This is a genomic window from Niastella vici, from assembly GCF_002077945.1.
GTDB lineage: Bacteria > Bacteroidota > Bacteroidia > Chitinophagales > Chitinophagaceae > Niastella > Niastella vici.
Map to the genome: position 1 here is coordinate 42,115 of NZ_LVYD01000113.1, position 13,396 is coordinate 55,510.

Annotated in this window: 11 protein-coding genes; 6 read left to right on the forward strand and 5 right to left on the reverse strand. The window is 44.2% G+C overall.

The genetic code is table 11. From position 1 onward, the window contains the following. Positions 1–226: 226 nt before the first annotated feature. Together A3860_RS36520 and A3860_RS36525 are read right to left on the reverse strand one after the other, a co-directional pair. A complete protein-coding gene (locus A3860_RS36520; RefSeq protein ID WP_081155545.1) occupies positions 227–1,216 on the reverse strand; it encodes an EndoS/ChiA family endoglycosidase in 990 nt (329 codons plus the stop codon). A gap of 542 nt (positions 1,217–1,758) precedes the next feature. After that, positions 1,759–2,457, reverse strand: a complete 699-nt coding sequence (locus A3860_RS36525) for a DUF6304 family protein (protein ID WP_081155546.1) — start codon at positions 2,455–2,457, stop codon at positions 1,759–1,761. A 129-nt stretch (positions 2,458–2,586) separates the two neighbouring features. Here A3860_RS36525 and A3860_RS36530 point away from each other — a divergent pair, with 129 nt between their 5' ends. Both A3860_RS36530 and A3860_RS36535 read left to right on the forward strand, forming a co-directional pair. Continuing rightward, entirely contained in the window at positions 2,587–3,150 is a 564-nt protein-coding gene (locus tag A3860_RS36530; RefSeq protein WP_081155547.1) for a carboxymuconolactone decarboxylase family protein, read from the forward strand. A 12-nt stretch (positions 3,151–3,162) separates the two neighbouring features. Continuing rightward, complete coding sequence (locus A3860_RS36535) at positions 3,163–3,723, forward strand: carboxymuconolactone decarboxylase family protein (protein WP_081155548.1); 561 nt, start codon at positions 3,163–3,165, stop codon at positions 3,721–3,723. Positions 3,724–3,757: 34 nt separating this feature from the next. Here the strand turns inward: A3860_RS36535 and A3860_RS36540 are convergent, their stop codons facing one another. Next, on the reverse strand, positions 3,758–5,266 hold the full coding sequence (locus A3860_RS36540; RefSeq protein WP_216823595.1) for an alpha/beta fold hydrolase: 1,509 nt from the start codon (positions 5,264–5,266) through the stop codon (positions 3,758–3,760). Between the two features lie 227 nt (positions 5,267–5,493). Here A3860_RS36540 and A3860_RS36545 point away from each other — a divergent pair, with 227 nt between their 5' ends. Beyond that, the gene (locus tag A3860_RS36545; RefSeq protein WP_081155549.1) at positions 5,494–7,389 is read left to right on the forward strand and encodes a vWA domain-containing protein; all 1,896 of its coding nucleotides are present in this window, start codon (positions 5,494–5,496) and stop codon (positions 7,387–7,389) included. Positions 7,390–7,466: 77 nt separating this feature from the next. Here A3860_RS36545 and A3860_RS36550 read toward each other — a convergent pair whose 3' ends face one another. Both A3860_RS36550 and A3860_RS36555 read right to left on the reverse strand, forming a co-directional pair. Then, complete coding sequence (locus tag A3860_RS36550) at positions 7,467–8,267, reverse strand: lipid II flippase Amj family protein (protein ID WP_081155550.1); 801 nt, start codon at positions 8,265–8,267, stop codon at positions 7,467–7,469. A gap of 116 nt (positions 8,268–8,383) precedes the next feature. Beyond that, positions 8,384–9,376: a YncE family protein gene (locus tag A3860_RS36555; RefSeq protein WP_081155551.1), complete on the reverse strand. Its 993-nt coding sequence runs from the start codon at positions 9,374–9,376 to the stop codon at positions 8,384–8,386. 269 nt (positions 9,377–9,645) lie between these two features. Between A3860_RS36555 and A3860_RS36565 the strand changes: the two genes are divergently transcribed. From A3860_RS36565 to A3860_RS36575, 3 genes are all read left to right on the forward strand, one after another. After that, entirely contained in the window at positions 9,646–11,490 is a 1,845-nt protein-coding gene (locus A3860_RS36565) for a glycoside hydrolase family 36 protein (protein ID WP_081155553.1), read from the forward strand. A 111-nt stretch (positions 11,491–11,601) separates the two neighbouring features. Further along, positions 11,602–12,180: a dihydrofolate reductase family protein gene (locus A3860_RS36570; protein WP_081155554.1), complete on the forward strand. Its 579-nt coding sequence runs from the start codon at positions 11,602–11,604 to the stop codon at positions 12,178–12,180. A 37-nt stretch (positions 12,181–12,217) separates the two neighbouring features. Beyond that, positions 12,218–13,132 carry an alpha/beta fold hydrolase gene (locus A3860_RS36575; RefSeq protein WP_143774444.1) on the forward strand — a complete coding sequence of 305 codons (915 nt, stop codon included), beginning with the start codon at positions 12,218–12,220 and terminating at the stop codon, positions 13,130–13,132. The last annotated feature ends 264 nt before the right edge of the window (positions 13,133–13,396 follow it).

Here is a 13,396-nt window from a genome sequence, read left to right on the forward strand (position 1 = left end):
GTGCGGATTGAGTAGGGTATAATTAAAAAGCGGAAGCAAATTTCCTAACGCGTGATAAAAGTAATATATAATCTAAATAACTTTTATTACCACAAAGTGGGATTTTTGGGGCTGAAGGTTATTTTAAACCATACTTTTCCATCAGCGGTTTGCGCTGGTCGTGAAATGCAGCCATCAGCGCCTTCAAGTTTTAGATTTGAAGGCGCTTTTTTTATAAATACCAGTTTTATTTTACCGCCCTGAATATTTTATTCGTATAAGCAGAATCGACATTCCCGGCAAATACCATAATACCGGCCTTGGTGCCACCAGACGGTTCCCATGCCGCTGCTGTGGTAGCATTACTGAGGCTGTTGTATTGTTTGGATACCCCGATCATGGTTTTCGAGGCCCCGATAACATTGGCCCAGCGGTTGAAGCGCGTGGTGTTGTTCTCAAAATAACCCATGTCCTCCACATAATTCAGGTAGGCCGCAACGGTAGTGCTTTGACCGATGGCAAACCCGGCCTGTGCACCGTCATAGATCGCTGCTGTATAAATTGTGCCGGTGGGGTTAGAGGACCTGGGCCCGAAATACAATCCGAATTCCTTGACCAGGTTGGTGAAGTTCGTGTTGGCGGCCGTACCTCCCATGTGCTCTACATCCAGGGCTATCCCGTCAAAATGCAGCGAATCAACAACCCAGGCTTTTACAAAGGCGGCAAACTGGTGATAGTTCAACCCTGAGCCGTTGTAGGTGGTGAACGGCGTTGTCGTGTTCCATGAATTGGCATCATCCACATTCCACAGCACCTTCACGCCCCGCGATTGCAGTACTCTTGCATCCCTGATGATGGCGGCATAAGAAGTGTAGTTGGGGTTCACAGTCTTGATATAGGCACTGCTACTGCCATAATGCACCGAATCGGCCATTTCCCAGGGCGTTCCCTCAAAGAGCACCACCTCGTTGGCGGCATTGGCAAAATTGGTCAGCGGCAGCTTTACTGCCGGGCTGCAGGTAGGGGTTGCATCAAATGCGTAATAGGCTATCTTGTGATTGGGCGGACTGGGAATGGCCGCGGCCGCCAGTTCAGCGTTGGTTATAGCTCCACTTCCTGACAAAGTAGACGAGGCGTTTTTAAAACCCGGCTTCGAACAGGAAACAATGCTCATGGTGAGCAGCAACACGGTGGCAGCCAATAGCCACCTCCGGTTGGAAAAATCATGTAGTTTCATAATTGTTATATTTTGGTGTTGGAAATGACAGGAATGCTTATACTATAAAGGCAATCAATGGAAGGATTCCCCCCTAGGCGGGGTAAATTATTTTTTTAGAAAAGCTGGAAGGTGAGGCCCTGGCTATAAACAATTTATACCAATAACGGTTGTGGATTTCCGTAAAAGCGCTCGCATCGCTGTTATTTAATAAGGCGACAAGCTGTTCGTCAGTATGGTTAGCATACAAATTCAAATGGCGTATTATGAATCAGTGTAATGGCAATCGCTGACGCAAGATAAAAGTTCCCCAAACAAAAGTGGGTAAAGCAAAAATAGCGTAAAATCTACAATTGATTTACTACCGGAATGGACTATATGATCATCCAACTTCGGTTGTGCGGCCCTGAAAAGGCATATTGTCAGCTGATCGCAGCCGCTATAGATATATGAGGAATGCAGTGTCTGCCTCCGGAAATATTCCATTGGCAATAAACTATATGTTTAAGTTGATGAATTTCTATATGATCATTCAATAACAGGATCGAAACCTATATCTTTTCTCACCCACGATAACCAGCTCCCTTTTTCCTGATCTCATACTGATCGCAGCAGTATATTTCCTGAACATGCCTGTAGGGGGCATCAAGCTCCATATATTCATCTTTATTTGTCACTTTGCTATATTCCTCTTTTTGGTTCCTGAAACAAAGCATTGTCCCAAAAGAACCCTGCCCATACACACTATAATCACCATACATACAACCATAGCAATTCTTCAAATGGTATTCATCCCTGATCTGGTCACGAATTCCATCAAAGCAAGATTCAAAATAGCCACTTGTTCCCGTATATATTTTGTCGGCTATTTCCAGAGAAAGCGTCACGTGCTCATATTCAATTCCTGTCCCTGGCCTGTCGTTTCTAGCGTTCCCCAAAGAAATTTCAATTTTCAGGTCTGAATAAAATTGAAGATTATTCAACCTGTCAATAATAACCTGGGGCACCGCTATTTCAAACAAACAATTACAAAGCGTTTCTGCAAAACGGTCTGTTTGATAAATGGGCGTCCTGAGAAAGGTAAATCCTGCCAATTGTTCAGCTGTATACTTCGACTTATCGTCGACGGACAGATCATCAAATTCGGAACCGCTAAATACAACGCCATCGATCTCTGTTGTCAATGTATTGAAATCATTTTCAATCTGAATTTCCCGGGTTCCCAAACTATCTTTGTAAAGTCCTTTATAGATCGCTGTCATTAATTCAATTTATGGGTTCGAAGTATTCCTGCTAAAAACAGTATTAATTGGCGAATCTAAATAAATTCAGCATCAAAAACCAGCGAAGATCCTCACGGTTTTTTCTACCTTTCAGTTAAATAAGATACCATGCCATATATTGATTTACCCGAAGGATTCCCCGGCATTCGCAGTCTGTTTATGTACAGTCCCGATACTGCCAAACCGCTGAACGACCTGGTTCAAACACTACTGCATGATCCTGCAACCTCTACCCTTACACCGGGCGAACGCGAACTTATTGCCGCTTATACCTCAAGCCTTAACGAATGTAAATACTGCGCCACCACGCATGGCGCCATCGCCAAATATCAATTGGGTGGTGATGGAGATGTAGTAAATGGTGTAATAAAAGATCCTGCGACCGCCAACATTAGTTCCAAACTCAAGACATTGTTAAATATTGCCGCCAGGGTTCAACAGAGCGGTAAGAGCGTTACTCCAGCAGACATCGATGCAGCCAGAAAGCAAGGCGCTACAGATAAAGAGATCCACGACACCGTACTGATCGCCGCTACTTTCTGTCTCTTCAACCGTTATGTCGATGGTTTGGGAACCTGGACTCCGGATGATCCGGCAGTTTACGACGCCATCGGTAAACAAAGAGCCAGTGAAGGCTATCTCACAAAACCGTTCAGGATCACACAACAATAATAACCAGCTCCAATGCCATACATTCAATTAAATGAAAACCTGCCGGGAATAACCGGCCTGCTCGACTATCGGCTCGATACTGCATTGCCCATCCGCCAACTTACCCATATTTTGCTTCGTGGTGAATCATCCCTCACCGAGGGCGAACGCGAGCTTATTGCTACCGTTGTGAGCCATGGTAATAACTGCACGTTTTGTACCGCCGCCCATACTGCCGCAGCTAATGCTTACCTGCCCGATCCCTCCCTTGCAGAACAAGTGAAATCAGATATAACGACTGCAGCTGTAAGCGAAAAAATGAAAGCGCTCCTGACCATCGCCAAAACTGTTGGCAAAAGCGGACGCCTCGTAACACCGGAAATGATCCAGACCGCCCGGGAACAGGGAGCTACCGACCGCGAATTGCACGATACGGTTCTCATAGCGGCTCTCTTCAGCCTCTATAACCGTTACGTGGATGGACTTGCCACAGTTACGCCCGACGAACCGGCGTTCTACGACCGGCTTGGCAGCATTCTGCAGAAAAAAGGCTATTTGCCATCCGAGGATAGATATGCAGGACTTGTTCAATAGGCCCACAGGCTGGTGGAAATAGCGCATCTTCACTTCAATACGCAATAACCTTTTCGTTGTGGCTTTGGATCCTGTGATAAGGATCATCTAAAAATGTTTGCGCCATTTGGCGAAACGTGGCCCCTCCCACCCCATGCGACCTATTGATAAATAAAAAACATTGCGCATTAGGCATATATTGTTTGATCCTGCTCATATAGAGCGGACTGCATGCCGGGTCCATTTCTCCATCTCCAATCAGCACAGGCTTGTTCGAATGGAACGGTTGCCTGGTTTGAACGTTTACGGGTGGAACCTTCCAGCAATCGCAAAATGCTTTATACACATCGTTGATGTGATAGCCGCTCAATAATGGATATAACCGCCACAACTGTTGAATCCTTTCTTCACTGTGGTAATTTGCCTGGTCGGCACAGTACACCGAAATTCGCATTCCGTTCGGTGCAATATTCTTGTTGAAAATATCGTCGAGTTTCTTTTGAATATACGGAGCATGGTTACCACTGATCATTTCAGTGATCATGAATGGGACATTCTTAATAGCAGAAGCGTCTTGCAAGGTATTATCAAGGAGGTCTAATAATTCGTTTTTCGTGTATTCAACCTGAAGCGTGTCAACAGTACCTTTTTCAACATATGGGAAATAGAATTTTTTATCAGCAATAGAATTGAAATAGTTTTCGAATCTGGTTGCCAAACTGCCATAGCGTTGTTGATTGGAAGAGTCTTTTTCGCAATGCCCCGACAAAACAGCTATAGCCTTAACAAAATTCATTGGTTCCTCTTCATCAATCGGAACAAATGTTGGCAGTGGTGAATCCAATACCAACGATCGCACTTTTGATGGCTCTTTTTGAAGAACCGCCAACATGAGCCCACCGCTGTAAGAGACACCGTATAAATTCACGGAATCGATCTTCAACACTTTCAAAAGATCAATGATATCAGCAACCGTTTCATCGGTGTTGTATCCCGAAAGGTCAATACCTTTTTTCTCCAGTTTCTTTTTATACCGCTTTACACCTTCGAGCCACATGCTGTCCTTATTCAGGTTTTTCCGGTAGGCTTCACGAATGGCTGTATCTAATTCAAAGCTTCGCAAACTTGGAATGGCAAACTGGGTGCCTCTTTGTTCAAAGGCAATACAATCCCTGCTTTCAATAACACTGCTTTTTTGCATACCATTGATCCAGCCAAGTGAGGAGCCCCCCGGCCCACCGGTTGTAAACAGCAATGGATCCTGCTTTTTATCCGGATTTTTACTCTTCAAAACAATAAACGGAAGCCTGATCATTCCTGAAGACGCCTTCCGCCTGTTTTCGGGCACAATAAGATAACCGCATATAGTCCTGAAGCTGCTGTCATTATTATATGGAAAGGTGGAGTCGGCTTTTAAGCGTGCGGGCACCGATGCCATATAACTGCTGTCGATTTTAAAATTGCAATTGCAGGTTTGCATGGAAGGCTTATATACTTTTTTATTTTGGCTATACCCCACCTGAAATGAATAAACAAACAATAAAAGCAATGAAAAGCGGACCATAAAAACTTTTTTACAAAAAAACTGTTTAATGGCAACGGTAAAAAGTAAAAAACGGACATTTTCAAAGGAGGTTGCACATTTTTTCACCCGGCCCTACCACCCCTGCAGATCGTTGGATATGAATGGTTTTCAGTTTGAAGGAATCCGTATTTCGCCAACAAGGCAACACTTTTATTTTTTACTTTATGTAATTAACTTTTTTCCTGCATCTGTTTCTAAAACAGCCAATGAAAACTTTATTATCACTGCTATTGCTGTGTGCAAGCACGGTGTTGCTTCATGCACAGTCAACCATTACAGGAAAAATTACCGATGAAAAGGGTGCGCCGCTACAAGGGGCCAGCATCACGCTAAAGGGTACAAAAACAAGTACAGCAAGCGATGTAAATGGTCTCTATTCAATACAGGTGCCAAACGAGAAAGCAACCCTCATTTTTGCATACGTTGGCTTCGATGTACAGGAAATTAAGGTAAAAGGAAAAGGGGTGATCAACGTTATACTCAGGTCGTCTGTAAAAAGTCTTGACGAAGTGGTGGTGGTTGGCTATGGAGCACAGAAAAAAAAGGACATGACAGCTTCTGTGGCAACACTTTCCGGAATGATTTCAGGAACCAATGTCAATTACCCACGGCCGCTTACCGGCTCTACCAGGGACGACGACTTTAACAGAGAGGGGTACGACAATATTAAAGAAAATGAATTTCAGAAAGTTACAGATCATCCGTTGTCTACTTTTTCTATAGATGTAGATGCTGCTTCCTACAGTAATGTTCGCAGAGTGATCAATGAAGGCAAACTTCCCACTCCGGGAGCGGTTCGCATTGAAGAAATGATCAACTACTTTTCATACAATTATCCGCAGCCTTCCAATGACAAGCCTTTCTCTATAACCACCGAATCGGCACAATGCCCGTGGAACGCAGCTCATCAATTAGTAATGATCGGGATGCAGGGTAAGAAAATAGATTTCGATAAACTGCCTCCTTCCAATCTTGTTTTCCTCATTGATGTAAGCGGCAGTATGGAGGAGGAAAACAAGTTGCCACTGGTTAAATCATCGTTGAACCTGTTAGCAGAACAATTGCGCCCGGAAGACAGGATCGCAATTGTGGTATATGCAGGTAATGCAGGGCTTGTTTTGCCTTCCACAAATGACAAATACAAGATCAGGGAGGCGATCAATGGGCTTGAGGCAGGAGGCTCTACAGCAGGCGGCGCCGGTATAGAACTCGCCTACAAAACTGCACAACAAAATTTTATGAAGAACGGCAATAACCGGGTGGTGCTTTGTACCGACGGTGATTTTAATGTGGGCGCCAGCAGCGATGATGAGCTGGAAAATCTTATTGAGCAAAAACGTGCTTCCGGTGTATACCTTACGGTGCTTGGATTTGGCACCGGCAACTATCAGGATGCGAAAATGCAAAAGCTGGCAGATAAAGGCAATGGCAATCATGCTTACATCGACAATATAAATGAAGCGAAAAAGGTGTTGATCAGCGAATTCGGCGGAACGCTATTCGCCATTGCGAAAGATGTAAAGCTGCAGATTGAATTCAACCCTGCCAGGGTAAAAGGTTACAGGCTCATTGGGTATGAAAACAGGATGCTGGCAAAAGAAGATTTTAACAATGATAAAAAAGACGCGGGCGATATGGGCAGCAATCATACTGTTACTGCTTTGTACGAGATCATCCCGGCTAATGCAGCGACTGATGAAGAATTAGGAACAGTTGATCCCCTGCGTTACCAAAGTCAAAAAAACAAAAAGCAGTCCACATCCTTTTCCAATGAATTGATGTTTGTGAAGATCCGTTATAAAAAGCCGGATGAAGATAACAGCAACTTAATGGAGATATCAGTAAAAGACAACTTACAGACTGCCAGTAATAACATGCGTTTTGCTTCGGCTGTGGCAGCATTTGGAATGGTGCTAAGGAACTCGGCACTCAAGGGGAGCAGCGACTATAAACTGGTAAGATCGCTTGCAACAGGCAGCATCGATAGTAGCAGTGATGCCTACAAAAAAGAATTTCTGGAACTGGTGAAAAAAGCGGAGCAATTGAAAGCTACTGCAAAGCTTGACTCAGAGGAGTCGGAGGAATCCGACGAATCAAAGTAATTTTAGCTATCTTATTTTCAAGCCAATGCCCGACAGCGATGTTGTCGGGCATTGGCTTGAAAAGCTTTATTAGAAGCTTAAATGTGTGTTGCTGTCCACGCTAATAATTGCGCACTGGGTAAAAATAATAATTGAGCTAAAACAGTTCCTGCGAACCGGGCAATAGTCATATATACGATATATTTCCTGAAGGTTGCTTCTGAGCACTTACCCAATGTTACATCATCTGTCATGGCCGATAAATGAGGGTCAATAAATGCAAACATTAATATTGTTGCAAAACCATTGATAAATGCCGATAAGTTGCTCGCTGTTGTTCTGTAATCGGGATTTAAATAAGAGGCATATACGGCAGACAAAACACCGATCGTCAAAATTGATACGGCTACAACATTCAGGATGAAGATCTTCCAGGGAAACTCATTGTCGAACCTGATACTGTAAATATTTTCTTTTACCGGAACAGTCATGTTATCTTTGAAATAAAGAATACCCGTTTTTGAAAAGCCATGAAGTATAAGCCTGCCCATTGATTTGTGTGTGCTGAAATTAACAACCGCTCTCGACAACACCCGTTGAAATGTAGGAATAAAAAATGCGCCCAGGACAGTTGCAACAGAACAAGAGAGTATGATGAGCCGGAAAGTAGCTGAATTATCAAATATGCCCAGCTTGATGTCGGTTTCAACAGTTTTGGCTAAAAGTGGCGCCTGAAATCCATTTGCAGTCCTTGAAACTAAAACAAGGATATTAAACAACGCAAATGAGATCGCAATACGCCCTGTTCGAATACCAACAATTCTAACTGAATAAGAAAGTGTCGTGATCAGATTGATCACAAAAGTGAGAATCAAAACTATTACTACCTGTGTTGTCATTGTTGTTGTTTGTGCTGTGCTTCCAATAGAACGATTTCAGCAAACTATTATTTTTAAGATATACTTATCAGGATCATTTCCCTTCTTGCCGTTTGCTTTGGCAACAAGCCGTTTCATCACTCCAACGCCCAGGCAAGTCCGTCGGGCTTTCCACCTACATCTATATGTGTAATTACTTCAAGGGTTTTCAGGTTCACAACCGCTACATAATTGTCGGGCGAGCAAGCAACAAAGGCACGGGTATTGTCAAGGTCAATCAACAAACCGGCAGCCCCGGTACCTGCTTTAAGCCGCTTTAATTCCTTTCGGGTTTTTACATCATAGATCACCAGTTCACCGGTACGCAGGCTGGTTATCAATGCGAGCTTTCCATCATAGGTAATTCTCAGGCGGTTGGCGCCTACAGCTTTCGCATCAAGTGTTTTAATAACGGCTTTGGAGGCCGTATCTATAATGTAAATGGAGCCGTTTTCTGCTGCAACGGCCCAAATTTCTTTTCCATCTGGTGTAATATCAAACCCTTCTACCCCTTTGGCAGTTGAAACAACTGTTTGTGCCCAATCCATATTCACCTTGTTGAAAAGGCTTACTGTGCCGCCATCAACATTGGTGGTATATACATGTTGGCCGTCTTTTGTTACTTCCACCATATGAGTCCTGTTCTGCCCTGTGCCCATCGCCCAGTCAACCTTCTTTAATACCGGGTCATACCGGCCTACTGCTTTTGAACCTTCTGCAGTAAACCACAATTTGCCATCGGCAAATGCAAGCCCATGCGGTCCCATTAATGGAGCGGTATCTATACTATCAATTGTCTTTTGTGCTACCAGGTCAATTACATTCATCACATGAAAACGGCCGCCACCGGTATTAGACACATAAGCCATTTTTCCATCAGTGGAAGCAATTACTTCATGCGGATCGGCGCCTACGGGCATCTTTGCAAGCACTTTTAACGATACAGGGTCTACAACAGCCAATGTATGATCAGCTTTGGAGAGCGCCAGTAATTTCCGGGATTGTCCCGTTTGCGCTTGTATATCAGTAGCAACAGTTAATGACCCCGCCAGGCAAAGCGCCATCATATATAATCCTGTATTCATTTTCATTTGAAGTAACGTTTAACTTCACCCAATCTACTTATAAATCCTTTAAGATTGATCCCTGGCAAATTATTAGTATTAATAATATTCTTAGCCAGGAGCGCCTCTAACATTCCAAAACTGATCGGGCCCCAGGGTAATTTTACATTACTATTTGCAAAGAAAGCGTCTAAATCTCCGCGAGTTAACTGGTTCCCGCATTTTAATTTTGGTTTTCAGGAAAAAACTGCCGGTGTTATTATTGGCAGGTATCCATTCGATAAATTAGCTTACAAATGAAAAGATTGTTCTTTCTGCTGTTCGGTTTTTGTAGTTATGTTATTGCAGCCGCTTCGCCCGGGAAAATGATAAAAGATGCTATTCAATTGATAGCTGCCCTTAAAAGATCCAATGCCTATATCGAAGATGTTAGCGGAAACAGGGTATATAATTCTCCTGTTCAAATAACACGGGTATGGGAGAAGGATGTTTGCAGGTTGTGGATTGTGAATAAAGGAGATCACCCTGTTTCGCTCAACAATATTGTGTTGTTTGAAGTAGACGGTACATTGCTCAACAGCAATTATAAGATTTACGGCGAGGGGTTCCAGAAACTAACCCAGCTGGGTGGCACACTCGGCAAGCCCGTATCTCTTGGCGGCTATACCGATGAGGGACATTATAAACTGTCAGGCCCGCACAATATGCCCACGGCTTATGGCATGTTTAATCTCACGCTTTCAGAAAGATCGCATTTGTTGTTTGGTTTCTCTACCTGCAGGAAGTTTATTGGCCGCATAAGTTTTAATGCTGGCAAAATAATGGTTTCTGTTGATGGCGAAAACCTGACATTAAAGCCCGGCCAGCGCTTGCAGTTGGAAGATTTTATGTTATCAGCCGGAACCGACAGGAATGCACTGTACGATGCGCTTGCCAGGCAAATTGCCAAAACGCATAGGCCATTGCTCAATAAACAGGTGCCGGTAGGTTGGTGCTCCTGGTATTGTTATGGCCCCGGGGTTACGCAAAAAGATATACAGGAAAACCTGAAAGGATTTGCTACCGAACTTCCTGCGGTAAAATACATCCAGATTGATGACGGCTTTCAACCGTTTATGGGCGATTGGCTCGATGAAAACCCGGCATATGGTTCATTAGCCAATACATTAGAGAATATCAGGCAGAACGGCTTCGTACCAGCTATATGGCTGGCTCCCTTTATTGCCGAAAAGAAATCAAGGCTGTTTCGGGAGCACCCCGACTGGTTTGTAAAAGACAGCAGTGGCCAACCACTTAATTCAGCAACTATTGGGTTTGGCGGCTGGCGCAATGGCCCCTGGTATGTTCTGGATGGCACACATCCACAGGCACAAGCTTACCTGAAACAGGTGGTAAAAACCATGCGGGAAAAATGGGGTGTGGAATATTTCAAACTCGATGCCAATTATTGGGGTGCTATTCATAAAGGGGTTCACTACGATAAAAATGCTACCCGCATCGAAGCATACCGGCAGGGAATGAAAGCCATACTGGAAGCATGCGGAACGAATACGGTAGTACTTGGTTGTAATGCGCCTGTTTGGCCTTCGCTGGGCCTCGTTACCTCCTTCCGCACCAGTAATGATGTATTTCGTGACTGGAACTCCTTTACATCAACTGGCCGGGAAAACCTCTACCGAGGATGGCAAAATGGAAAACTCTGGTACAATGATCCCGATTGCCTGGTATTGGTTCCGAATAATGGTTCAGGAAAAGATGTGCCCCAAAACGAGTATATGTTTCATGCTTCTATTGTTCATGCAGTTGGCGGACTGGTATTGCTGGGCGACAAATATGCCAATCTTACACCTGCACAATTTGAAGTAATTAAAAAAGAATTACAGCCCACCGGCAAAGGCGCCCAGTTTACTACCGACGAATTTCAAACTGGTATTACCGATATGGGCAACGAACAATTTTATTATTTCTTGAACTGGGATGATAAAAAAACAGTGACACTCAAAATAAAATTGAAAGGCAGGGCAACGTTAAAAAACTTTTGGGAAGGAACAGCGCTTGGCGTTCACGAAGGGGAATATGAAGTGAAAGACCTTGCTCCCCGCACGGCAATAGTGATAAAAGCAACGCTTGTAAAAGAATAAACGCCATCAGATCATATTGAAAAAAGGCACAAACGCCCCCCGGATTGTCGTTTTACCCCCCTGCAAGTGCGGTGAGGGCGGTTTAGATTTGTGGAAACAACTCTATTAGTTATGCGAAAGTTAAAAATGAAAATGTCAATGTCGCTCGACGGTTTTGTTGCCGGAGCCAATGGGGAAATGGACTGGGTCTTCAAGACGGGGGATGAGCAATCGAAGGCCTGGTCTGTTGGGCAAATCAGGGAGGCAGGGCTGATTATCATGGGCAGAAAGTCGTTTGAGAGTATGGCGCCTTACTGGATCACCGCAACCGATGAATTTTCCGTGCCAATGAACGAGATACCCAAAGCCGTTTTTACCCAAAAAGGATTTAAGGGCATTGATCCGGGGCATGAGCAAACACCCGCCGCAGCTTCCTGGGCAAATGCGCAGGTCTTTAACGGCGATCTTGCCGGGGCGATCAGGGAACTCAAAGCCGGGGAAGGAAAACCGATCACAGCCATTGGCGGCGCCGGCTTCATGCGGAACCTGATAGCCACAGGGCTTGTCGACGAATTCCATCTGGCTATCCATCCGGTGGTATTGGGAGCCGGATTGCCGATCTTTAATAGTTGTACAATTCCTTTCTACCTGAAGTTGGTCGATGTAAAGGCTTTCCCGAAAGGGACCACCGTACACACTTACGGGATATGAGGTTTATGGAATATCCGGGTTTGCGCATCTACGTCAGATGCAAAAATATCTTTTTACAACACTTGCTTTTTGGGGATTAATGGCCAGTACAGGCAAATGCCAGTCTATTGATACATCGGTAGATGTTGGTGGTTACCGGCTCCATTTTCACATCCTGAAGGGACAAGGAATGCCGATCCTGTTTGAAGCCGGAAGTGGGGACGATGGAAGCATGTTTGAGATTATTTTGAAGCCAATAGCTGATATTACGCACGCAACACTGATAACCTATGGCCGATCTGGTTTTGGGAAAAGCGAACTGGATACCTCGAATCAGGACCTAAATAAACATGGAATTATACATGGTATGGAAGGACTGGAAACAGGCCTTAAAAAATTGGGCTATAACGGAAACATCATGCTGATTGCCGCTTCCTTCGGTGGTTTTTATGCAACGCTTTATGCTGCAAGACACCCTGCTACGGTAAAAGCGGCTGTATTGATCGATGCCAATCATGTTTGCTGGTTTACAGATGCCTGGGTCGAAGACCAAATGAAAGAAAGAATAAGGGATTCGGCAATTACAAAAAATAAGGACCTGGCTATGTACTACCAGTCTTTAAATCTCCAAAATATAGTTGAGCTCCTGAAAAAAAAGCCTTTTCCGGCAACCATCCCGGTCATTGATCTGGTTTCGGAAAATAATTTCCCTGATTCGGTAATGGCTGCTAGATGGAGAAGCTGTCACAGGCAATTTGCAGCTGCCCAGCCTAACCGGCAGGGCATTACTGCTTATGGATGCGGGCATGTTATTTTTAGAGATAATCCCTCCCTTGTCATCAATGCCATTGTAAAAGAGTATGCCGGCACGCTGAATAAAGAACAAGGCTATGAAATAATGAAGCGGTTTCTTTCCTATAGCCTTGAAGCAGCCAATAAAAAGCCCCTTCCTCCTCCTACTGCCCCTCACTAATTCAGTGAGGACGGTACCCAATGTCAGTGTTTCACCATCCTGAATTACCGGCGACATATATGGTTTTTTTCAGACATATTATGCACCTATGAAATAATTTCAGCTATCAGGGGAAAAAAAATTCCCCTGCAATAGTCCTAAATACTTCTTCAGCCTTCTATATAGTTATACGGCGCAAAATCGTTAGGCTATAGAATGAAAAAGATCAGATCAATTACGGCTATTGTTCTCCTTATCCTACTGCAGACTGTTAGTATATACGGG